The organism is Streptomyces sp. NPDC059534 (assembly GCF_042743475.1).
GTDB lineage: Bacteria > Actinomycetota > Actinomycetes > Streptomycetales > Streptomycetaceae > Streptomyces.
This window is the reverse complement of record NZ_JBHWAQ010000054.1, coordinates 1-20586: the sequence shown is the minus strand read 5'-3', so window position 1 is coordinate 20586 and position 20586 is coordinate 1. Positions and strand designations below refer to the sequence as shown.

Annotated in this window: 22 protein-coding genes and 1 pseudogene; 12 read left to right on the top strand and 11 right to left on the bottom strand. The window is 69.3% G+C overall.

Features of this window, described 5'->3' with window-relative positions:
• Positions 1-237 precede the first annotated feature (237 nt).
• The gene (locus ACFVZH_RS36260) at positions 238-2436 is read left to right on the top strand and encodes a pentapeptide repeat-containing protein (RefSeq protein ID WP_384904282.1); all 2199 of its coding nucleotides are present in this window, start codon (positions 238-240) and stop codon (positions 2434-2436) included.
• 46 nt (positions 2437-2482) lie between these two features.
• Here ACFVZH_RS36260 and ACFVZH_RS36255 read toward each other — a convergent pair whose 3' ends face one another.
• Together ACFVZH_RS36255 and ACFVZH_RS36250 are read right to left on the bottom strand one after the other, a co-directional pair.
• Positions 2483-2992 carry an IS30 family transposase gene (locus ACFVZH_RS36255; RefSeq protein ID WP_384904280.1) on the bottom strand — a complete coding sequence of 170 codons (510 nt, stop codon included), beginning with the start codon at positions 2990-2992 and terminating at the stop codon, positions 2483-2485.
• A 224-nt stretch (positions 2993-3216) separates the two neighbouring features.
• Positions 3217-3954: a dienelactone hydrolase family protein gene (locus ACFVZH_RS36250; RefSeq protein ID WP_384904278.1), complete on the bottom strand. Its 738-nt coding sequence runs from the start codon at positions 3952-3954 to the stop codon at positions 3217-3219.
• Between the two features lie 289 nt (positions 3955-4243).
• Between ACFVZH_RS36250 and ACFVZH_RS36245 the strand changes: the two genes are divergently transcribed.
• From ACFVZH_RS36245 to ACFVZH_RS36235, 3 genes are all read left to right on the top strand, one after another.
• Positions 4244-4702: a MarR family winged helix-turn-helix transcriptional regulator gene (locus ACFVZH_RS36245; protein WP_384904277.1), complete on the top strand. Its 459-nt coding sequence runs from the start codon at positions 4244-4246 to the stop codon at positions 4700-4702.
• Positions 4703-4728: 26 nt separating this feature from the next.
• Positions 4729-6183 (top strand): MFS transporter, encoded by a 1455-nt coding sequence (locus ACFVZH_RS36240; RefSeq protein ID WP_384904275.1) that lies wholly within the window; start codon positions 4729-4731, stop codon positions 6181-6183.
• 338 nt (positions 6184-6521) lie between these two features.
• The gene (locus ACFVZH_RS36235) at positions 6522-6983 is read left to right on the top strand and encodes a PASTA domain-containing protein (RefSeq protein WP_384904273.1); all 462 of its coding nucleotides are present in this window, start codon (positions 6522-6524) and stop codon (positions 6981-6983) included.
• Positions 6984-7441: 458 nt separating this feature from the next.
• On the opposite strand, the gene ACFVZH_RS36230 is transcribed toward ACFVZH_RS36235, so the two are convergent.
• From ACFVZH_RS36230 to ACFVZH_RS36215, 4 genes are all read right to left on the bottom strand, one after another.
• Positions 7442-7807, bottom strand: a complete 366-nt coding sequence (locus tag ACFVZH_RS36230; RefSeq protein WP_384904271.1) for a hypothetical protein — start codon at positions 7805-7807, stop codon at positions 7442-7444.
• A gap of 244 nt (positions 7808-8051) precedes the next feature.
• On the bottom strand, positions 8052-9392 hold the full coding sequence (locus ACFVZH_RS36225) for a M64 family metallopeptidase (RefSeq protein WP_384904269.1): 1341 nt from the start codon (positions 9390-9392) through the stop codon (positions 8052-8054).
• A gap of 211 nt (positions 9393-9603) precedes the next feature.
• Positions 9604-10905 (bottom strand): alpha/beta fold hydrolase, encoded by a 1302-nt coding sequence (locus ACFVZH_RS36220; RefSeq protein ID WP_384904267.1) that lies wholly within the window; start codon positions 10903-10905, stop codon positions 9604-9606.
• A 118-nt stretch (positions 10906-11023) separates the two neighbouring features.
• Positions 11024-11146: a hypothetical protein gene (locus ACFVZH_RS36215; protein WP_384904316.1), complete on the bottom strand. Its 123-nt coding sequence runs from the start codon at positions 11144-11146 to the stop codon at positions 11024-11026.
• 313 nt (positions 11147-11459) lie between these two features.
• Here ACFVZH_RS36215 and ACFVZH_RS36210 point away from each other — a divergent pair, with 313 nt between their 5' ends.
• The 3 genes from ACFVZH_RS36210 (at position 11460) to ACFVZH_RS36200 (ending at position 14202) form a co-directional block, all read left to right on the top strand.
• The gene (locus tag ACFVZH_RS36210; RefSeq protein WP_384904315.1) at positions 11460-12842 is read left to right on the top strand and encodes a helix-turn-helix domain-containing protein; all 1383 of its coding nucleotides are present in this window, start codon (positions 11460-11462) and stop codon (positions 12840-12842) included.
• A gap of 333 nt (positions 12843-13175) precedes the next feature.
• Positions 13176-13562 (top strand): hypothetical protein, encoded by a 387-nt coding sequence (locus ACFVZH_RS36205; RefSeq protein ID WP_384904265.1) that lies wholly within the window; start codon positions 13176-13178, stop codon positions 13560-13562.
• A gap of 76 nt (positions 13563-13638) precedes the next feature.
• On the top strand, positions 13639-14202 hold the full coding sequence (locus ACFVZH_RS36200; protein ID WP_384904263.1) for a uridine kinase: 564 nt from the start codon (positions 13639-13641) through the stop codon (positions 14200-14202).
• Positions 14203-14639: 437 nt separating this feature from the next.
• Here the strand turns inward: ACFVZH_RS36200 and ACFVZH_RS36195 are convergent, their stop codons facing one another.
• The 3 genes from ACFVZH_RS36195 to ACFVZH_RS36185 form a co-directional block, all read right to left on the bottom strand.
• On the bottom strand, positions 14640-15113 hold the full coding sequence (locus ACFVZH_RS36195) for a nuclear transport factor 2 family protein (protein WP_384904261.1): 474 nt from the start codon (positions 15111-15113) through the stop codon (positions 14640-14642).
• A gap of 2 nt (positions 15114-15115) precedes the next feature.
• On the bottom strand, positions 15116-15241 hold the full coding sequence (locus tag ACFVZH_RS36190) for a hypothetical protein (protein WP_384904259.1): 126 nt from the start codon (positions 15239-15241) through the stop codon (positions 15116-15118).
• A 140-nt stretch (positions 15242-15381) separates the two neighbouring features.
• Entirely contained in the window at positions 15382-16356 is a 975-nt protein-coding gene (locus tag ACFVZH_RS36185; RefSeq protein WP_384904257.1) for a helix-turn-helix transcriptional regulator, read from the bottom strand.
• A 131-nt stretch (positions 16357-16487) separates the two neighbouring features.
• On the opposite strand from ACFVZH_RS36185, the gene ACFVZH_RS36180 reads away from it, so the two are divergent.
• Entirely contained in the window at positions 16488-16883 is a 396-nt protein-coding gene (locus ACFVZH_RS36180; RefSeq protein WP_384904313.1) for a RidA family protein, read from the top strand.
• A 278-nt stretch (positions 16884-17161) separates the two neighbouring features.
• Here ACFVZH_RS36180 and ACFVZH_RS36175 read toward each other — a convergent pair whose 3' ends face one another.
• Positions 17162-17542: a hypothetical protein gene (locus ACFVZH_RS36175; RefSeq protein ID WP_384904256.1), complete on the bottom strand. Its 381-nt coding sequence runs from the start codon at positions 17540-17542 to the stop codon at positions 17162-17164.
• A 220-nt stretch (positions 17543-17762) separates the two neighbouring features.
• On the opposite strand from ACFVZH_RS36175, the gene ACFVZH_RS36170 reads away from it, so the two are divergent.
• Positions 17763-18062 carry a hypothetical protein gene (locus ACFVZH_RS36170; protein WP_384904254.1) on the top strand — a complete coding sequence of 100 codons (300 nt, stop codon included), beginning with the start codon at positions 17763-17765 and terminating at the stop codon, positions 18060-18062.
• Positions 18049-18432 carry a hypothetical protein gene (locus ACFVZH_RS36165; RefSeq protein WP_384904252.1) on the top strand — a complete coding sequence of 128 codons (384 nt, stop codon included), beginning with the start codon at positions 18049-18051 and terminating at the stop codon, positions 18430-18432. The genes ACFVZH_RS36170 and ACFVZH_RS36165 overlap by 14 nt, the downstream gene beginning before the upstream one ends.
• Positions 18433-18445: 13 nt before the next feature.
• Here the strand turns inward: ACFVZH_RS36165 and ACFVZH_RS36160 are convergent.
• Positions 18446-19072 (bottom strand): annotated as a pseudogene (locus ACFVZH_RS36160) (transposase); the annotation flags it as partial.
• A 155-nt stretch (positions 19073-19227) separates the two neighbouring features.
• On the opposite strand from ACFVZH_RS36160, the gene ACFVZH_RS36155 reads away from it, so the two are divergent.
• Both ACFVZH_RS36155 and ACFVZH_RS36150 read left to right on the top strand, forming a co-directional pair.
• Positions 19228-19518 carry a hypothetical protein gene (locus ACFVZH_RS36155; RefSeq protein ID WP_384904250.1) on the top strand — a complete coding sequence of 97 codons (291 nt, stop codon included), beginning with the start codon at positions 19228-19230 and terminating at the stop codon, positions 19516-19518.
• Between the two features lie 157 nt (positions 19519-19675).
• A complete protein-coding gene (locus ACFVZH_RS36150; protein WP_384904248.1) occupies positions 19676-20170 on the top strand; it encodes a class I SAM-dependent methyltransferase in 495 nt (164 codons plus the stop codon).
• The last annotated feature ends 416 nt before the right edge of the window (positions 20171-20586 follow it).

The window sequence follows — 20586 nt, the reverse complement described above, 5'->3', positions numbered from 1 at the left end:
GGGGTCCACGACAACCGTATGGGGCAGCTGCGGTCGCCGCGGGTCCTGGCCCGCCGTCAGGACGGACCACCGGTGCGTTGGTTCGGCGGGAGCCCACGAGTGATCCCCGGCGCCGCCAGACGAGGAGGCCAGCGGCGCGACCCGTCTTGTTTGCTTTGGCCTCACAGGCCAACGGGTGCTTCGGACGCCCCGGCGCGGCTGGCAACCGTCCAGCGGTACCGCGGCGTCCTTCGGGGTATGCCGTCGTCGAATTCCGTGCCTCTTCCGACTCCGCCCCTCTGGCCGCACTGTGCTCACGGCAGCAGTCCGCAGGACCCGGTCGGCTGCCCTGGCATTCACGTTCCCGGCCACACCGCATGCCTCGCCCACCTGGCCGACGCCGACCGCAACGCGTACCTGGCCGGCCTGGCTCCCGGCAGCAGCATCGACCACAGCGGCACCACGTTCACCGCACCCCTTCTCGACGGCCTCCTCAACGCCTTCCGCGACCCCGCCACCAGTCGCCCACGTCTCGGCAACGCCGTCTTCAGGCAGGCAACGTTCGAGGGCGACGCCGAATTCGAAGCGGCACACTTCGAGGACGACGTCTCTTTCGCGGGGGCGACCTTCAAGGCCACCGCCGACTTCCGATTAGCGGTCTTCAATCGCGTCGTTGATTTCGGATCAGCGATTTTCGAGTACATTGCCGCCTTCGGAGGAGTGGGCTTCGACGACGATGTCTCTTTCGCGCGGGCGACGTTCGAGAGCGACGCCGGGTTCAGGGATATGCGCTTCAAAGGATTCGCCGGCTTCCAAGCATCATCCTTCAACCGCTTTGCTGAGTTCAGGGCGGTGTTCGAGAGTGACGCCGTGTTCAAGTCGGCAACCTTCCGGCTATCCGCCTCGTTTGGGCCATCGACCTTCCAGGGTGAAGCAAACTTCGAGAGGGCGACCTTCGAGAATAATGCCTGGTTCAGAGAGGCGACCTTCGAGAAGGATGCCATCTTCTATGAAGCAAGCTTCAAGCAGGACGCCGTGTTCGCGGCGACAACCTTCAAGGGTAGGGCTGAGTTCTCGGGTACAACGTTCGGGAGCGCCGACTTCTCGTCAGGGATCTTTGAGGAATCCGGCTCATTCGGACGTGCGACGTTCAGGGGGTTCGCCGAATTTAGTGAGCGACGGTTCGAGGTAGCTGATTTCGGGAATGCCACATTCGAGGACAGTGTCAATTTCTCGAAGGTTACCTTCGAGAAATACGCCCACTTTGATCGGGCGACCTTCAAGGGGACGGTCGCCATTTTTGAGAGGGCGATCTGCGAAGGTGAAATCACGTTCTATGCTGCGGTCTTCGAGCAGGCAGCCACACTGGGGCCGTTGCTGTGCGCCAATCAGATCACGCTGTCCAGGGCGGTGTTCGGCGGCCCGGTTACCCTCTCTTTCGCTGCGCGCCATCTGAAGTGCCAGCGGACCCGCTGGACGTCAACGGCCGAGATACGTCTGCGCCACACGACGGTCGACTTCGCCGACGCGGTCTTCGAGTACCCCCTTACCATCGCTGCGGAAGCGGACCCGTTTAGCCTCCCCAACCGACCACAAGCCGAACAGACCCTTTTCGGTACCGCAGCCGACCCCTCGGTGCGGGTGGTCTCCCTGCGGGGAGTGGACGCGGCCCACCTCGTCCTGGCGGACATCGATCTGTCGAAATGCCTTTTCACCGGGACTGTGCACTTGGACCAGGTGCGCCTGGAGGGAGCCTGCTCCTTCGCCACGGTCCCCTCCGGCAGACACTGGCGGCGCTGGCGCCCAGTGCAGTTCACCCAGCGCCGCACGCTCGCCGAAGAGCACCACTGGCGAGCCAGGCAGCCCGCGGCGGTCCCGGGCTGGAACGGGGCTGGGCTCGGCGCCAGGCATGTCGGACCGCTGCAACTGGCTCCGGTGTACCGGGCGCTGCGCAAAGCGTTCGAGGACGGCAAGCACGAGCCTGGAGCCGCCGACTTCTACTACGGGGAGATGGAGATGCGCCGCCACGCCGACGACATCCCCCGAAGCGAGCGCAGGCTTTTGACCGCCTACTGGGCGATGTCCGGCTACGGCCTGCGGGCCTCCCGTGCCCTGGGCTGGCTCGCTGTCACCATGCTGGCCACCATCGTGCTGATGATGGGATTCGGGCTGCCCCAGGACGATCCGAAGCAGCAGGTCACCGGCACCGTCCCGGCCGGCGGCGGCAAGGTCACCTTCGAGATAGACAGGGACGATCCCCAGAACCCCACCGGGAATCGGTTCACCGGCAAGCGCTTCGAGAAGGCGGTGACGGTCACGCTCAACTCGGTCGTATTCCGCTCCTCGGGCCAGGACCTGACCACCGCAGGCACGTACATCGAGATGACCTCCCGCGTCACCGAACCCATCCTCCTGGGCCTTGCGGTCCTCGCTGTCCGAAACCGCGTCAAACGCTGAAACGACGGCCTGCCTCAGACTCCCGCTGTCGCCAAACGTGGCGAGTTCAAGCGGCCAGCGCATCACTGCTGTTCAGGAGGTCGGCGTAGACCTCTGCCGGGGTGCGGTAGCGGTGGGTCTTGCGTGGGCGGTGGTTGAGTTCGTGGGTGATGGCGTCCAGGTCGGCCTGGCTGAACGTGCGGAGGTCCGCGCCCTTGGGGAGGTACTGCCGAAGCAGCTGATTGGTGTTCTCGTCGGTGCCGCGCTGCCACGGGCTCCGCGGCTTGCAGAGGTAGGTCGGCATCCTGGTCTCGGTGGTGATGGTCTGGTGTTCGGTGATCTCACGGCCCCGGTCCCAGGTGAGCGTCCGCCGCAGTTGCGGCGGGATGCCGAGGAGGCCCCTGGTGAGGTTTGGGGTGACCTGCGGCGTCCATCTCGTCCGCCCGCGCCGCCGCCAGCTCAGCCAGCACCTCCGGCAGTGCCGGGTCGTCGATTGCGGCGACGGGGAAGAGGGGGCTTCGCGCTCCGGCGGGCGGGTCCGGTCGGCGCCGGTTCGCCAGCGAACACCCGTCCCCACGTCGTCAGCGTACACCTCGCCCCGGCGGCCGGAATGGCCCGCCGCAGGTCGCCGTGATCACGGTAGGGCTCTGCCGCGGTAAATCCGGCATTCACCGCGGCAGTTGCGAACGCGTTTCCGCGATCGAGTATCCGCCCGAATGCGGTTCTGCTGTGCGGACTTGAGGGGAGGGGACTGTCAGTGCGCGGCGCCGACCAGGCCCGGCGCCGGCATGCGTACCTTGGTCATGCCCCCAGATCCTCCGTCACGGGCAGGCACTCGGCGAGCAGGTCGACGACGTCGCGCCAGGCTCGCTGAGCGTGCTGTGGGTGGTAGCCGACACCGGGGACCACGGGGTGGTCGACCGGCGGGTGGTGGAAGGCGTGCAAGGCGCCGCCGTAGACCGCGAGGCGCCAGTCGACGCCCGCGGCCTGCATCTCGGCGGTGAACGCGTTCCGTTGCGCGGGCGGCATGATCGGGTCTTCCGACCCGACCCCGGCCCACACCGGGCAGCGAATGCGCGCCGCCTCGCCCGGTCGGCCCGTGGTCAGCGCGTTGACTGTCCCGATCGCGCGCAGGCTGACGCCGTCGCGCCCGAGTTCCAGCCCCACGGCGCCCCCGGTGCCGTAGCCGACGGCGGCGATCCGGTCGGGGTCGGTCCGCGGTTCGGTGCGCAACACGTCGAGCGCCGCATGGCCGATGCCCCGCATCCGGTCGGGATCAGCGAGCAGCGGCAGGCAACGGGCCAGCATCTCCTCGGGGTCGCCCAAATAGCGCCCGCCGTGAAGGTCGAAGGCCAGCGCTACATATCCCAGTTCGGCGAGAGCATCGGCCCGGCGGCGCTCGACGTCGCTGAGCCCCATGCCCTCTGGCCCGAGCAGCACCGCGGGCCGGCGGTCGACACCGGCCGGGAGCGCGAGGTGCCCGATCATCGTCAAACCGTCGGCCGGATACTCGACCGTACGCGTCGTAATCGTCGTCATGAGACTGGACTGTAGTGATCGTCGAGCCCGGTCCGGCTGGTGTTCCGCCGCTGGCAGAACAGTGCGGGCATCCCTCTGGAATACGGCGAGGGCTCACGAGAACCGTCACAAACCTATCGACGGGTTCCACCCCGGCGTGGGCTTCTGTCAGCAGGTCCAGAGGTTCGATGCCAACGTAGAAGATCCCTCGGCCGCGCTCAACGCGGCTGGCATGTTGCACTCGATGGCGGCCGTGAACCCCGATCCGGAGATGCATAAAGGATTCATATAAAGCTGCTATGTTTCAGGCATGAGTCGCCGAGACGCCGCGCACGGCGCTTCCGATGCCATCGGGTCAGCCCTCTACGGTCTGGCCACCAGGGCCGTGAGGCGCCTTCCCCGCGACATGAGCCTGACGTCCGCCGCCACCTTGGCCACCCTGGACAAGACCGGCCCGCGACGGATCACCGATCTGGCGGTGGCCGAGGGCGTCACCCAGCCCGCGATGACCGTCCTGGTCCGGGTGATGGAGGAATCCGGACTGGTCGAGCGGAAGGGCGATCCGTCCGACAAGCGGGTCACGCTGGTGTGCCTGACCGAGGCCGGCGCGTCGTACGTCCGGGCGCGACGCCAGGCGGGCGTCGACGCGTACGCGCGGTTGATCGACGAACTCACCGGTGACGAGGTCGAGGCATTGGCAGCAGCCCTTCCGGCGCTCCTGCATCTGGCGGAGCTCGAAAGCCGCGCCCGAGAGGAGTCGGACCGGTGACCGCGGCCCAGGCTCATGACCAGCCCGTGAGCACTGCCCTGATACGTTCCGAGGCACGTCTGCTGGTCCCCACCCTGATGTTCATCGCCCTGGTCGTCGCGGCGGTCGCCAGCCTCGGGACGCCGCTCATCACCAGCGTGGCGACCACGTTCCACGTCTCCCTCGACAGCGCGCAGTGGACGCTGACCATCGCCCTGCTCAGCGGCGCCGTCGCCACACCCGTCCTCGGCCGGCTCGGAGCCGGTCCGCACCGACGGGCCACGATTCTCGCCACGCTGGCGATCGTCGTCGCCGGCAGCGCGCTCACCGTGCTGCCGCTGCCGTTCGCCTGGCTGCTCGTGGGCAGAGCGGCCCAAGGCGTCGGACTCGGTCTCACGGCGCTGATGATGGGCGTGGCCCGCGACCATCTTCCCGAGGAGCGCAGCGTGGCCACGATCGCCCTGATCTCCGTGGTCTCCATCATCGGAGCCGGCGTCGGATACCCGCTGGCCGCGCTGCTCGCCGAGTTCGGCGGACTGCGGGCCGCCTACGGCCTCGGCCTGCTCGTCACCGCCATCGCCTTCGTGACCGCGTGGCGCTCCATGCCCGCAGCTCCCGAAGGCCGCTCCGCTCACGTGAACGTGGCCGGTGCGCTCGTCCTGGCGGGTGGACTGCTCCTCGTCCTGTTCCTGGCCGGCGAGAGGAGCCTGTGGAGCCGACACCTCGCCGTGGCGGTGACCCTTGCCGTCGCCGCCGTACTCCTGCTCTGCGTCTGGACCGTTTCCGAACTGCGAACCAAGACGCCCCTGGTCGACGTCCGGGCGGTACGGCACCCGGCGGTCGCCGGGGCGAACATCGCCATGTTCGTCGGCGGGAGCGGCATGTACCTCCTGCTCACGCTCATCACCCGCTACGCGCAGACGCCGCACAGCGCCGGCTACGGCTTCGGACTGACCACCTTCGTGGCGGGGCTGGTCCTCATCCCGTTCTCCGTGCTGGGGTTCGTCGCCGGCAAGCTCACGCCGCGGGTCCGCGAACGGATCGACGGCCCCCTGCTCCTGGCCGGCAGCGCCGCCATCGTCGGCGGCGGGTTCGTCCTGTTCGCCACCGCCCGGTCCAACCTGGCCGAACTGCTCGCGGCCATGGGCGTGCTGGGCTTCGGCGTCGGCAGCTTCTCGGCCGCCATGCCCGGCGTCATCCTGGCCGTCACCCCCAAGAGCGAGACGTCGAGCGCCATGAGCTTCAACTACGTCGTCCGCAGCGTCGGGTACTCCCTGGGCAGCGCCATCGGCGGTCTGGTCCTGGCCGCCGGCACCGCCACGGGCCGCCTCTTCCCGAACGACGACGCCTACACGACCGCGGCGCTGGTCGGCGTCGCCGCGATGGCGATCACGACGATGGCCAGCCTCGCCCTCGCCCGCCGACGCCCACCCGAGACCCATCCGATCACAGCCCCAGTCGATGTGCCGGGCCTGGGCCGGTCGAGTCGAACCGGAAGCTGAGGATCGAAGCCGTCCGACTTTCGACGCCGTCTCCGTCGGCTCGCTGACCCCCAGCGCGCCGGCCATGAATCTGAGCATGCTTCTGAGCATCAATTCGAGTGCCCGCGGCGCGGACAGCCCTGCGTCGGGCCGGGGATAGCCGACGGTGCCGCAGGGCCAGGAGAGGAGCGGTCACGCCTATCGGTTTGCCTCGGGGCTGGTGCCGGGCCCTCACTGCCTGCGAAGGGGGGTAGCAAGACCGGCTCGGACAAGCCGAGTCCCGCCCAGTTCGCCGAGCCGACCGCGGCCGCCACGACCAAGGCCCCCAAGGCTGACGTCAGGTCAAAGCCCTGCCGGACATGACAGGCAAGGGCCTTGAGGAAGCACAGGACCAGGCGCAGGCCGCTGGCTTCTACGACCTGTACTCCCACGACGCCCTCGGCCGCGGCCGCATGCAGGCCCTCGACGGGAACTGGAAGGTTTGGGGACAGACTCTCGTTGCGGGCGAGCATCCCACCGATGCAATAAGGATCGACTTCGCAGCGGTCAAGCTCGAGGAGGACTGCCCCGGCACAGACCAGGGCGCCAGCCAGCCGGAGCCCGGCACCACCATGCCCGACGTCACCGGGAAGTCCGTCAAAATCGCCCGCCTGTTCCTCGACCCATCCACCAGCCTCACAGCCACCGATGCGTCTCCCGAGGGCCGAAAGGTCCTCATGGAGTCCAACTGGCAGGTCTGCACCCAGGAACCTACCGCCGGCACCAAGCTCGATGGACAGCCTGTCGCCCTCACCGCCGTGAAGTACGGCGAGGACTGCTGACGCGCAGACACCACACCGTCCTCACTGGCGGCGCCCTGCTCCTCACCCTCGCTGGATGAAGCAGCACGAACAACAGCCGGCCCTAGCCTGCTGCCACTGCCGCAACCCCCACACTTGTGGACGGTCGCGTAATTCCCCACCCTGAACGTCACGCAATGGGCCAGGGGGACGCTGACGCCGCGATCGTCGTGGTCATGGGGACGGCGACCGTGCGTTGAGATCCTCATGGCGCCGCAGGTTCTGGGCCGCCCGATAGTCAGACCTTCGTTCAGGCTGGTCAGGGCTGTCCAGGGTGGCCGCAAGGTCAGCGCGGAGCGCCGCCTAAGGCGCCCTTGACTGACCGGAACAGCCGCACACTCAACCGTCGGGCGGCCTGTCACGGCCTCAGCCCAGGTGGGGAATTACGTGACCGCTGACAGCTGTAGCCGACCGACACAGTCAGCTGCTGGTCCCAGGCATCATGACACTAGGGAAGGGGCGATGAGGTCGGCCGGGCTGAACACGGTGCAGTGGTCGAGCAGGTCCTGAAGGTGCCGGGCGATGGTCCGGTCGGAGATCGAGACGACGAGCGGCACCGAGGCGTCCAGGTGCCGGAGGGCCAGGGCGTACTGCAGGGCGGAGACATCGCCGGCGGTGACGATGGCGACCGCGTCGGGACGCGCGGCCAGGGTCCGGCGCAGGTCGGCGTCCTTCGGTGCGGTGAGGCGGTGTGCGGCATGCCCTTCGAGCGTGGCGCTCCAGCAGACGCGCCGGGCCAGGGCGGTGTCCCCGACGACGAGGCAGCCGCGACCGGCGACGGCACCCTTCGGTGCGTCAGGGGGCATGGGACAGACTCTCGTTCCGTGCAGGCCCGGAGGCGGCGGTGGGAGCAGTCCTCGGAGAGGTAGGGGTCACAGGCGGTGCACCGGGGGGTGCGGCAGTCCTTGCACGGGCGGAGGGGCGGGGAGGCCGCGGGGGCGTGGTCAATGAGTGCCCTTCTGCGGCGGTGGAGGAGGCCCGAACACCGGGCGCCGACGGGACCGAGCGGTGCGGGGGCGCCGGTGCCCCCGCACCGCTCAGCCGGCCGGCTCAGTGCCGGTGGCCGCGCACCGTCCAGGACAGCGAGGTCTCCGTGGCCTCGCGGACGGCGGGGTCGCGGATGGCGTCGGTGGTGTCGACGGCGCGGGCGGTGACGGTGTGGGTGGAGCCGCGCAGCTTGTGCACACCGAGGCGGCGCGCGTCGACCGTCTCGATTCCGCGGGCCTGGCGCACCTCGACGCCGTCGACGTACCAGCGCAGCTCCACATCGGCGATGTCGCTCGCGCCGAGGCGGGTGAGGTCGACGCGGATCGGGGTGCTCAGACCGATCTCCCTGTCGGTGGGGAGGGTGCTGGTGAGCGTCTTGGCGTATCGGTAGAAGCCGCCGATCATCGCCTCACGGCCGACGAGGTTGAAGGTGTCGGTGTTCAGGGCCCGCATAAGGGAGTTCTCGGTGGGGCGGTAGATGCCGAGCGGGTAGTAGTAGGAGCCTTCGTAGGTGCCGACGGTGCCGCCGGCCGGGTCCGCCTCGCCCAGCCACCGCCACCACTTGGTGCGCTGGGTGTTCTGCTGTGCCGCGTCGTGGACGGACGCGTTGGCCTCGACGGGCTCGTCGTAGGTGTAGGTGCCGAGGGAGGGGTAGGTGTACTCGTCGGCGAGATGGCCGATGGAGTGCCCGAGTTCGTGGGCGCCGATGAGTGCCGACTGCGCGTTGTCGGAGGACATGGTGGCGATGCCGTCGTAGCCGACGGAGTTCTCGACGCCGCTGTAGCCGGCGCCGCCGTACTTGGTGGTGTTGGCGAGGACGAAGACGATGTCCGCGGCCGGGGCCTGCGCCGCGTACGTGCTCACCTTGTCGGTGTCGACGCACAGCAGGCGTTCGGTCTCCGCGCACCAGAAGTACGAGGAGAGCGCGGTGTCCTTGACGCTGTCCCGGGAGGTGTCGCCGGTGACACCGGACTCGTTCGAGACCGCGTTGACGATCCAGACGTTGAACAGCTCGCGGTAGCTCTTGTACGGCTCGATCTGGAAGATCGCCTTCACCTTGGCCTGGGCGTCGGCCTCGAAGTCCCCCTGCTCGGTGGCGGTGTATCCGTCGCCCATGACCACCAGGTCCAGGCGGGCCCCGACAGGTCCGTTCTCCGCCAGGGCGGAAACCGATGCCTCGTCCGGCGCGGGGGTCGCGGAGCGCAGCAGGGAGCGGCGGGCCGGGGCGGTCGCCGGGACCTCGGTGTGCCGGCCCTTGGCCCCGGGGCCGGTGAAGTACTCGACGGAGACCTTCCGCTGTTCGTTCTCCGGCGCCGGTTCGGCGGCCGAGGCGGGAACGGCGAGTGACGCCCCCATCAGGCACGACAGGACGACAGCCGCCGGTACGCGTGGGCGTATGTGCACAGGTTCCTCCATCGGGATGGATCGACTGGATCCGTATGGATCGGGAGTGATCGGACGGATGCGGTGCCCGTCGCACGCCCCGTGGGCGTGGGCGGGCACCGCCGCGCCCGGCCGGAACGGGCGAGCGCGAGCATCGGGGGTGGTGCGGGGGAGTGGCCAGCGGGCACCCGAGGCGGACGGGAGCCGCGGAGGTCGGGCTGCGGAGGTCGGGTCAGGCCTCGTCGCGGGCCAGGCGCAGGAGCCGGTCGAGGACGTGCGCGCCGTCCGTGCCGAGCCCGTCGTGCTCGAACTCGTCGGTCACCCAGGTGCGCAGGCCACGGACTGCGGCCGCCGTCTCGAGGGAGTGGGCGGTGTCGACGAACAGGTCGTCGTGGTAGACGGCGGCCGCGACGGGCACGGTGTTGCGGGCCAGCCGGCTCTCGTCGTACAGGCGGTCCCAGCCGGTCCGTTCGGCCAGCAGTTCGGCGGTACGACGCAGCGTGCGCAGGGCGGGGTGCGTGCGCAGCATCCACGGGTGCACGGTCTCGCCGGTGAACAGCAGCGGCCTGCCCGGGTCGCCGATCGCGCCGCGGGCGTCGAAGTCGGGGAACTCGCCCCGGACCCGGTCGGCGGCCCAGGCGGTCGGGCTGCCGTCCTGCGTGTAGATGGCCTCATGCAGGAGCGCGTACAAGGGGTTCGAGGCGTGGCTGAGGACACGGGCGGCCTGCTCACCGAACGCGTCGGACAGCCTGGGCCCGGACACGGTCGCGACCAGCGGGGCTTCGAGGAGGTGGTGGAGGTGGTGCGAGCCGTCCCGCCGGCCGAGAAGGATACCGAGCTGCTGGAACGCCTCCGGCGTGAACAGGGTCCCGTCCGGCAGGATCTCCTCGTGCTCCGTCAGGTGGGCCGCGAGGGCACGGGCCCGCCCCGCGTCGCCCGGGTAACGGCGGTAGTGCGCGAGGGACTTGCGGCGCATCCGGGGGTAGGCCGCCCGGTAGACGGTCTCCGGGGTCGCCGTCAGCGAGGGCAGCCCGCCGGCGATCAGGGCGGCCGCGAGGCCCTCGGGGGCGTGGGACAGGTAGTGGACGGCGCAGAAACCGCCGAAGCTCTGGCCGAGGACCGTCCAGGGCGTGTCGCCGACGAGCCGGCGGCGGACGAGTTCGCAGTCGCGGATGATGGAGTCGGCGCGGAATCGGGCCAGGTAGGCGGCCTGCTCCTCGGGGGTGCCGCGCAGCGGCAGGGTCTGCCGGTTCGCGGGCGTGGAGCGCCCGGTGCCCCGCTGGTCGAGAAGGAGGACCCGGTACTCCTTCAGCGCCCGGTCCAGCCATCCGCCGCGGCCCACGGGCCTGGGGGCGGGGGAGCCGGGCCCGCCCTCAAGGTGGAGCAGCCACGGCAGTGCGTCGTTCTCCCGGCCGGATGCCACGACCTCGCGCGCGGAGAGGGCGATCTGCTCGCCTCCCGGGTCGTCGTGGTCGAGCGGTACGCGGAAGTGGTGGTCGGTCAGGACGAGTCCGGGCTGGCGGACGGCGGTCATGGGAAGTGCTCCAGAAAGGGGGGCGTGGGGCGGGCGGAACATCGAGGGCGGTTCGGGCGGCGTGGCGACGGACCGAAGCGGCAGTGGAAGGCGACGCGGCTCGGAGGGCCGCGGCGCTTCAGCAGGCGATCGAGGCGCCGCCGAATCGGGGGACGGACTGGACGAGCGTGCGGGGGTAGGGGTGCTGCGGCCGGTCGAAGATCTCCTCGCGGGCCCCGTCTTCACGATTTGCCCCCTGCATCACGGCCGCAGCGGTGAGCGCCCGCCGGAGGGGGTGTCGTCGCTTTGTTCAGGAAGCCAGGACGGCGGCGCGTGGAGCACCTGCACCATGATTAAGTCCTCTGCTAAATACATTTATCGTGGCGCTTAACTTAGAGTGGTCGTGCAGCTCCCGCAAGCCCCTCAGCGCCGGAAACCTAGGATGGGACCGGGTGCCGGCCGGCTGGGCGGACACGGAACCGTAAAACGTGGCAGTGGGGAGAAACCGGGTGCCGAAGAAGCAGCTCGCGAAGGGGGCGGCGAAAGACCGTGCCGCCCAGGACGTGGCGTCCGGCGTGGTCGCGCCGCCCGCGCCGACGGCGGGCGCCGCCGCCACGCCGCCGAGCGGACCGGGGGAGCTCGGACGGCGCATCCACCGAATGCGCACCGACCGTGGGCTCACCCAACGCGCCGTCGCCGAGCCGAGCTACACCGCCGCGTACATCTCCACCGTCGAGGCAGGCAAGGTCCAGCCCTCGGAGAAGGCGCTCCGGCACATCGCCGAACGACTCGGCTCCACCTACGAGGAACTCGTCAGCGGGCGCCCCGCCCACATCGCCACGGAGCTCCGCATGCGCCTCACCGAGGCCCAGCGCACGCTCACCACGGGGGAACCCGACGAAGCCGCCGATCGCTACGGTGACCTCATCCGGGAGGCCGAGGAGTACGAACTCGGCGCCGAACTCGCGTCGGCTCTGACCGGACGCGGCCAGTGTGCGTTGGAGACCGGCGAACTGGAGCGGGCGCGCGCCGACTTCGAGCGGGCAGAGGCTGTCCTCGTCCAGGCGGACGCCCCCCTCATCCGTCGGGTCCCTGCCATCCGGGGCCGCGCCCTCACCCACCTCCTCGCCGGTGAACTCCGCTACTCCTGCTACCTGTTGGAAACCACGCTCGACGAACTCAACTCCACCGGCAACCACGACCCGGAAGCGCTCGTCCTGCTGTACAGCGCCGTCATCGGCCCCTACATGGACCTGGGCGCCCACGCCCGCGCCGCACAGGCCGCCGAGCTCGCCCTTGCCCTCGCGCCCGAAGTCTCGGACCCTGCCCTCGTCGCCCGGCTCCACCGGGGCGTCGCCCGTACCCTCCTCGCGGAGGGCCGCACCGCCGAGGCGGACGCCTCGCTCGCCAAGGCCGCCGAGTACTACCAGCAGCTGGAGATCCGCACGGAACTCGCCCACTGCCACTGGATGCGCGGCTACGTCCTGGCCCAGGCCGGCAGCCTGCCGGCCGCAGAGGCCGCCCTGCGTACAGCGCACGAGATGCTGTCCTCCCGGCGTGCCGCGCTCTTCGTCCATCAGGTGGGCGTGGAACTGGCCGCCGTCCTCCACCGGCAGGGCAGGGATGTCGAGGCCGAGGAGCTGCTCCAGGACACCCTCGTCGGCCTCGGCTCGGCCCGCGGCACCGTCCATGAGGCCGGCGCCCACCGTCTGCTCGGCCTGATCGCCGAGCGGCGCGGCGACGCCGACACCGCCGAGGAGCACTACACGACGGCGATGAGCCTGCTGGAACACGCCGGAGCGGCCGGGGACCTCGCCGACATCTGCCGGCTGCTCGGCGACCTCCTGCGCAGGAAGGGCGAAACGGAAGCGGCCCTCAACGCCTACCGCGCAGGACTCGGCCACCAGTCGGCCCCCGGGACGACGACCCTCGGACCGGCCCCGGCCATGCCTTTCTGACGATCCCCGCCCCGCCCGGCCGCCTCGCTGCTTGACGGCCGTCGCGCCACCGGTCCGCCCGCAAGTGGGCCGGTGGCACAGGCGTGTTCGGGCCCAACCGGTGTGGCCGGAGGGGCTTGTCGGGTCTGGCACGTGCTGCCAACTTAAATCACTACCTGCTCGCACTTAGCAAGCAATTTATGTATGGCTTCCGACTTCGTCCGTTCAAGGACCGGGAGTCGCAGTTCGCCCGCATGGCGCCACGCCAGCACCAAGGATCCGCCGCGCCCGCGCCGTGGCGCGCCGTCGTACCCGATCCAGGCGAAGGAGGAATAGATGCGCTGAAGAAGAGCGATGCTCCTGACCATAGCCGCGCTGGGAGCCGCCGTCGGCCTTGTCGCGATACCGGCGTGCGCTGCGGCCTCGATCGTGGCCGCCCCGGCCGCCGCGCAGCCCGCGGAATGGCGAGAGGCATTCTCGCCGGACGGCACCATAACCCCGGTCCAGGTGGCCGAGCGCGCTGAGGCGACAGCTGCCCTGACCGACGTCGAGGCCACCGTGGCAGCACAAGTGACGACCCTTCAGAACACTGGTCCGTCAGCCACACGGTTCGACCTGGTGATCGTGGGCGATGGATACACAGCCTCGGAAATGGGGCTGCTCGGTCAGCGGGTGACCAGCAACGCCCCCACCGGCAGCGGCCCCATCCCGGGCACCGTCATTGCCTCCCTCTTCCGCTGACCCACAAACACCACACCCGGCCACCCGGACTACAGTCCATGGGATCCTCATCCCGTATCCCGCAGTGAGGCATCCCATGGACTCCCGGCACACGCCCCCGGTCCTGCTCATCGGCGGCGGCGCCGGCTCAGGCAAGACCGACCTGGCCCGCGCCCTCGCTGCCGCAAATCCCGGCACGCACGTGGTTCATCTCGACCTCTGCTACCACACTGACCCGACCCTGGCACCGACCGTGCCGCGCTTCGACAGGGAAGGCTGCATCGTTGACTTCAGCAACCCCGACGCCCTGGACACCGCCCGCATCAATGCCGCCATGGCAGCCGCAGACAACGCGCCGATGATCATCGTGGAAGGCATCTTCGCCTTCGCCCTGCCCGAACTGGAACACCACGCCACCTGGACCGTCTACGTCGACACACCCGCCGACATTCGCCTCACCCGCAAACTCCTACGCAAGGCCGAAGAAGGACAAGACCTCCTCACTAGCCTCCGCGGCTACGACCGGACCCGCCAGGCACACCAGACACACGTCGCCCCCGCCCGAACCCGCGCCCAGCTCGTCGTCGACGGCACCCTCCCGCCCCCGGCGGTCCTGGGCGAGGCCCAGGAACTCCTTGCCGCTTACCCCTTCACGTCCTGATCCCGACGGTTACCCATGGCCCGGCCCGCCGGCTCGCCGAGGCGGGTGGCAATGTCCGTCGTCGTGTGTCCTTCTTTCTCCGGATGAGGGCAACAGGCGCCATGATCACCGAGTACTCGACCGGATACGGGCAGGCGACTGCCAGATCGCACGTTCGAGTGGTCCTGGCGGAACAGGCTTGACCGGTGCCGACGACGAGGCGGTAGGAGCCACGGCGCCCGCTGCGGGCTCGCCGGCGGCGAAGGTGTGGAGGCTGGCCAGGCGCCTCTCCAGACGTGCATCGAGTTCGTGCGACACGTCCGGAGAAGGCCAGCCCACCCAGCGTCGCCGCGCCACAGAAGTCGAGCCAGAACCCTCTCGGGCTCTGGCTCAAGTTCTGTGGAGTGTCACTCCCTGTGGCGCAGGACGCTTGACGTCCGGTCGGCTGGGAGCCGTTCTCATGACTGGCCGGGCCCGTCGAGGCGTTCCGTGGGACCGGCGAAGGAGAGGAAGAGAGTCCGTGTGGTGAGCAGCCAGGTGCCGTCCACCTTGCGGAACGTGTCTTCGTAGTGCCCCACCTGAACCGGGGGCCGCGGCGGTACGAGGCCCTCGCGGTAGCCGTCGACACGGTACGTGGTGAAGTAGGTGGTGGCGACGGCGGTGTCCGCAGAAGTCACGGTAACCAGGATGTTGGTGCATATACGGCGTGACAGTCGGTCTGCGGGCCGGTTGCCGAAGTAGATGCGCAGGGCGTCGTGACCCGCAATGCGGCGGTCGCCGGCGGGCCATTCCCAGGTGCCGTCCTGCGTGAAGAGGTCCGCCACCGAGCCCGGGTCCCCGAGGTCGAGCCGGTGGACGAACTCGACGACCAGCCGCTCACAAGCCCGCTCTGCGAGTAGGCGCTCCATCCGGTCAAGAGTTTCAGCATTCATGATCAACTCATCGCGAGCGCCGGGCCCTGCTTCCACACGCGGCCGGGGTGGCGGTCGGCGGGGACGAGGACTTCGAGTTCCTCGCGGAGCGCGGGCACGAGGACGAAGCGCGGGGTGTGGTACTTCACGGCGGTCTTCCCGCCGCGGGTGCGGCAGGTGGAGCCGGCGGTGCGTCACAGCTCGGGCAATCGTGGCGTTCTACCGCAAATGCGTCTCAATCGGATGAAAGGTCCAGGCTGGGAGTCTCCAAGAGGTCGTTAAGTCCGTTTCAGGGCGAGTCTCCGTAGCGGGTGGCAATCGCGACGGCGCGAGCGCGTAGGGAGGTGCGCAACGACTGCGGGGCCAGGGCTTCCGCGTCCGTGCTGAGCTGCCACAGCGCCCATTCGGCGTGTCGGGAATCTTGGAAGGTCACCTCCAGGCGTAGCCAGCCGCCTGCGTCGGGTTCTTCGGCACGGACGGCCAGCGCGGTGTCCAGTAGGTCCTCCCGTCGCTCCGGGTTCACCCGTACCAGCACGGTGATGTGGTCGCCGCCGGAGAGGAACTGCGTGGAGCGTTCCCGCCAGATCCGGTCCAGATCGACCCGGTTGGGTCGCTGTGCCGGTTCGGGGAGTTCCTCGGCGGCCAACACCCGCGACAGCCGGTAGGTGCGGTCCGCCCCAGATCTCGTGGCCAGCAAGTAGCCGCGGTCGCGTACGGTGACCAGGCCGATCGGGTCGACCGTGCGCCACTGTGGTGTCTGGCCCGTGGGCGCGTAGTGGATGCGCAGCTTGTGTCCGGCGAGCACCGCGCGCCTGACCTCGATCATTGTGGTGTCGGGGACCTCGTCAGTGACCAGCCGGCGTGAGAGCAGGTCGGTTTCCGGTTCGACGAGCAATCGCTGGGCCGCGTCACTCGCGGTGGCCCGGTGGCTTTCGGGCAGAGCGTCGACCACCTTCCGCATGGCCGAAGCGAGCGCCGAGCCGAGGCCGAATGTCTGCTCGCCGCGCCCCGATCCGGCGGTCAGCAAGGCGAGGGCCTCGTCGTGGTTCAGTCCGGTGAGCTCGGTCTGGAAACCGGGCAACAGCGCGAAACCGCCGTGCCTGCCGCGTTCGGCGTAGACCGGGACGCCGGCCGCGGACAGCGCCTCGATGTCGCGCAGCACGGTGCGGGTGGATACCTCCAGCTCACGGGCCAGCGTGTCCGCTGTCAGTCGACCGCGTTGGCGCAGCAGTAGCACCAGTGAGACCAGCCGGTCGGCACGCATACGAGAACTTTAGCGGAATACATGACAGGGGGTGTCGTGATTTGTTGGGAGGGTCGTTGACGTGGAGTCAAAGCCGGGGCTACCGAGCCGACGTGCGTACTCCCGATGAATCGAATGGAGCCGATGTGGCAGTGGAACGAATGGCGGTCAACCCGGTGACGTGGTCGGAGGAGCTGGGATTCAACCAAGGTGAGCTCGTCTCCGGGCACACACGGACCCTGTACATCTCGGGGCAGACCGCGATGAGCGGCGATGGCAAGCCCCAGCATGACGGTGACATGGCGGCGCAGTTGACGCTGAGCATCGACAACCTGGAGGCCGTGCTCGGCGAGGCCGGCATGTCTCTCGCGAGCCTCGTCCGGCTCAACGTCTACACGACCGACGTCGATCTGCTCTTCCAACACTACGGCGTGTTGGCGGCGCGGTTGGGCGCCGCCGGGGTGGCGCCGACCTCCACGATGCTCGGGGTGACGCGGCTGGCAATCCCCGGTCAGATGGTCGAGCTTGAGGGGACCGCCGTCGGGTGATGCGACCTCACCACCTCTGCTACTCGTGCCGGTTGAACCGGCACGAGTAGCAGGCGTTAAGTCCCTTCTCTCTCGGTTCGTGATCGCTCGTTCGTGGTGTTGATCGCCGTACCGACCGATCGCTCGACATGTCCCTGTTGAGGTGCGGCATGGAGCGAGATCCATCGAGTCGCCCTGCATCTCGGCGAGCACCGCATCGGGGGAGCGGCACCGGTAGCCGCCCCGGTGTCGCTCGAACGCCGAGGCCAGATACGTCAGGTCAGCGGATCCGGAGCCGCTCAGACCCCCGTCGATGCCTTCCCTGGCCTGCGCGATGCCAGCAGTGCGGAGATTCCTGCCGCTGCCGCTGCCGCTGCCGCCCCGATGAATCGCCGCCCGTTCACGTCCGTCCTCTCCCTGCCCTGGTGCCGCCGGTACTCCCGGGATGTGGCCACGGCCCGCCGCACGTCTCCGGCCGTGAGCCCGCACGCGGTGGCGATCGGCTCGTGCCAGATCGCCACCGGCAACCGGCGCTCCGTCTCCCACCGTTTGAGGTTCTCCGGGTCGAACCACCTGCCGCCCTGCGCCTTCTCCACCAGCCGGGCCTGTTGCTCGCGCGCGCGTCCCGCGTCCTCGCGGACGCTGCGGAGTAAGGCGCCGATCCCGTTCGGGCACATCATGAGCCGCCCCCTGCCGTACGTCGGTGTAATCGCATCCTTGGCCCCTCGCTCCGGCCCCCCGAAGGGCAAACTCACCCCCGCACGGCCCCTCCGTGAGGGTGTGCCCGCCCCCTTCAATAGGTGAACGCGACCGGGCACCCGGACTCTCCCCGCGGCCCCCGCCGCAGGAGAGGACGCCCCGGGGGCGCCACTCGAAACGTCGATCGAGAGGAGCACGACCATGACCCTGACAGCCCCCGAACAGACCGCGCCGCCGGCGCCGGCCGCTGCGGAGTACCGCGCCCCCCGCGTGTACGTGAAGCCCGAGGTCTGGGACCGCGAGATCGCCCTGCTGATGCGCGACTACCCGTTCGACGAGGTGATGGCCACCCGGCTGCTCCACGCCGCCGTCTCCTACCTGATCACCGCCATGGAGACACCTCAGGCGGTTAGCTCGTCAAGTCTGTTGCTGTGGACGGCCGAACAGACGGGGCAGGTGCTCAGGGCCGGAGTGGGAGGATCTGGGTGTGGAAGCCCCTGATCCTTCGTTCCGACGTCGCCTCCTGAACGAGGCGCTGACGGTAGTGGCGGCACCTGCACGGGTCCAGACAGCATGGCTGGAGAAGCATGGTGTCGCGACGGACGAGATCGCCCTCGACTTCGATCACGCATTCCGCATGGCCGAGGGTCTGGTGGAGGAAGGATTCCTCAGCAGTGATGCCCTGCCCGAACTCCGGCTGATCGACTCGATCTTCGATGAGATGAGCTGCGACGAGTCCACGGAGCGGTGGGCAGCTGCGGCTCTGATCAGCGGTGTGGGATGGGGCCGTGCCCGCGTGCTGGCTCAACAGGTTCTCGCCCGTGAAGGCGCGGACGCCTCGCTTCTGCCAGACATCCGTGTTGTCCGATAGCGGGCCCGACAGATCAGACCGCTGCCGCCTGTGCGGCGACGCTGCCATCGGGGAAGGCCACGGCCTCGTCATAAGTCTGGTTGTGCCGGAGGCAGTGGTAGAGCTGGCCGATCAGGCGGTTGAACAGGTTGCGCTGGGCTGACGCGTGCCAGTCTCCGTGGTCGCGGCGGCGCCGATAGTGGGCCTTGGCGCCGGGTGAGGCGGTGATCGAGGAGAAGGTCCAGAGGTAGCCGACGGCGTTGAGCCGGTCGTTCTTCACCCACCGTCTGGTGATGGACGACTTTTTGCCAGAGGATCGCGTGATGGGTGAGGACTCGGCGTATGCCTTGAGGCCGCGTGCGTCGGCGAACCGGTTGCGGTCGTCTCCGACCTCGGCGAGCACCAGGGCGCCGAGCTGGAGGCCGAGGCCGGGAAAGCTGAGGATGACCGCAGCGTCCGGGTGCTGGGGGAAAGCCTCCTCCACCGCCTCGGCGAGCTGGTCGGCGGCCGCGCAGGCGGCCTCCAGCTGGATCAGGAGCGCGAGCGTCTGCTTGCCGAGGGCGTCCTCTACAAGTGCGGGATGGTGGGCTCAGTCAGCCCGGAAGACCTCGCGGAGCCGGTCGGCTTCGGCCTCGATGCCGCGCTGCCGGCCGGCCCGTGGAGGCGTCGCCTCGACACCCGCCGGACCGCCACCACAACGAGCGCCAGGACCGCCTACCAATCTACGGGAAGGCTTCACCGGCCCGGATGGAGTCAGATGTCACAGCCCCGGCGCTCCCGAACGGACCGGCCGCGTTCGCAATCGGCAAGCCGTCCTTGCATACGGATGAGAAGTGGGGCCAGGGCCCGGAGATGTGCTGCGGCCGGATCGTCGACATCGCCGTCCACATCTTCATCCTCGACACCCGCAACTACCGCGAGTTCTGCGCCGCCAACTTCGACGGCCGCTTCCTCGAGCACATTCCGGAGATCGCGTTCAAGTACGACGGCTCCGTCGAGCGCATCGCGCAGATCATCGCCGACAACGGCTTCGAGGTGGACTGGAAGCTCTGGGAAGCGGACTACGCCAAGTGCGGCCCGTGCTCCCCGGGGGCTAACTGTCACTGAGCGCACGCCGCAAGACTGACACCATGCCCGGGGGTGCCACCGCGCCCCCGGGTTCCTCGTTGCCCTCTTCGGGCGACCGTCCCCGCATTCCCCCGCGCCCGAGGGGAGGCCCCCGGTAGCTTGGCGGCTCGACCGTCCGGCCCCCGGAGGACCGTTCATGACCAGCGCCGCCCCCACCACCCCGGCTGAGTATTGGGACAAGTACAAGCGCCACCGCGGGGAGGGCGACCGGCCCCGGCCCACCACCAGGGCTTTCGGCTGGACTGGGCTCGCCGACGGCGGGCCCGGCGCCGAAGTCCTCGGCACCCCGGCCACCGCCCTCGACCTCGGGCCGGCGGAGGGCGAGAATGCCGCCTACCTCGCCCGCGTCGGGGTGGAAGTCACCGCCGTCGACTTCTCGGCCGTGCAGGTCGAGCGCGCTCGCCGCTTCTGGGCCGACGAGCCCCGGCTCACCTTCGTCCACGCCGTGGGCGGGAAGTGGCTCGAAGGCCGCGAGACCGAGCTGACCGTCTGGCGCTGGCAGTACGGCTCCGAACAGTGGGCCGACATCCTCAAGCGCCACAACTTCACCGCCGTCGACGCGAAGGTCTTGCCCAACCCCGACCCAGCCGTGCTCGGCACGCTTCTCGTTACCGCCACCACCACGTCCTGACGCAGCAGCCTGCCGCCTCACGCGGAGACCACCCCGACCTCGTCCCCGATCTCCACGGCCTCGTTCACGAGACCACCTGCTGACCTGCACCGCGAGAATGCGGCAGTGGTGAGGCTGACGCGACGGAGGCTGAGGGGGTGTGACCCAGATACGCGCCAAACCCGCCACGGGATGATCTTGGAATGTTGAGAGCTTCGTCCGTCACCCGATTGGCCCTGCCTCGTTGGTGGTGACGTTGGGCTGTCGTCTGGGCCGGGGTGGGCTGTGACTTCGAGTACGAGCACTACGTCCCTGGCGACGATCAAGTTCACGGCCCGCTCGCCTAGTACTGCAACGGTCCTTGTCGTGATGGTTGGGCAGGTGAGTCGTTGTTCTGTCCATGGGTGGGGTATTGGTTGATGCCCGTTCGTGGGCGG

What these genes read in the sequence shown, in the direction of transcription:
- ACFVZH_RS36170 (WP_384904254.1), top strand. Translation starts at nt 17,763, where the DNA reads ATGACCCTGACAGCCCCCGAACAGACCGCGCCGCCGGCGCCGGCCGCT.
- ACFVZH_RS36235 (WP_384904273.1), top strand. Translation starts at nt 6,522, where the DNA reads ATGACAGGCAAGGGCCTTGAGGAAGCACAGGACCAGGCGCAGGCCGCT.
- ACFVZH_RS36230 (WP_384904271.1), bottom strand. Translation starts at nt 7,807, where the DNA reads ATGCCCCCTGACGCACCGAAGGGTGCCGTCGCCGGTCGCGGCTGCCTC.
- ACFVZH_RS36205 (WP_384904265.1), top strand. Translation starts at nt 13,176, where the DNA reads ATGCTCCTGACCATAGCCGCGCTGGGAGCCGCCGTCGGCCTTGTCGCG.
- ACFVZH_RS36215 (WP_384904316.1), bottom strand. Translation starts at nt 11,146, where the DNA reads ATGCAGGGGGCAAATCGTGAAGACGGGGCCCGCGAGGAGATCTTCGAC.
- ACFVZH_RS36220 (WP_384904267.1), bottom strand. Translation starts at nt 10,905, where the DNA reads ATGACCGCCGTCCGCCAGCCCGGACTCGTCCTGACCGACCACCACTTC.
- ACFVZH_RS36250 (WP_384904278.1), bottom strand. Translation starts at nt 3,954, where the DNA reads ATGACGACGATTACGACGCGTACGGTCGAGTATCCGGCCGACGGTTTG.
- ACFVZH_RS36150 (WP_384904248.1), top strand. Translation starts at nt 19,676, where the DNA reads ATGACCAGCGCCGCCCCCACCACCCCGGCTGAGTATTGGGACAAGTAC.
- ACFVZH_RS36195 (WP_384904261.1), bottom strand. Translation starts at nt 15,113, where the DNA reads ATGAATGCTGAAACTCTTGACCGGATGGAGCGCCTACTCGCAGAGCGG.
- ACFVZH_RS36245 (WP_384904277.1), top strand. Translation starts at nt 4,244, where the DNA reads ATGAGTCGCCGAGACGCCGCGCACGGCGCTTCCGATGCCATCGGGTCA.
- ACFVZH_RS36260 (WP_384904282.1), top strand. Translation starts at nt 238, where the DNA reads ATGCCGTCGTCGAATTCCGTGCCTCTTCCGACTCCGCCCCTCTGGCCG.
- ACFVZH_RS36185 (WP_384904257.1), bottom strand. Translation starts at nt 16,356, where the DNA reads ATGCGTGCCGACCGGCTGGTCTCACTGGTGCTACTGCTGCGCCAACGC.
- ACFVZH_RS36200 (WP_384904263.1), top strand. Translation starts at nt 13,639, where the DNA reads ATGGACTCCCGGCACACGCCCCCGGTCCTGCTCATCGGCGGCGGCGCC.
- ACFVZH_RS36175 (WP_384904256.1), bottom strand. Translation starts at nt 17,542, where the DNA reads ATGATGTGCCCGAACGGGATCGGCGCCTTACTCCGCAGCGTCCGCGAG.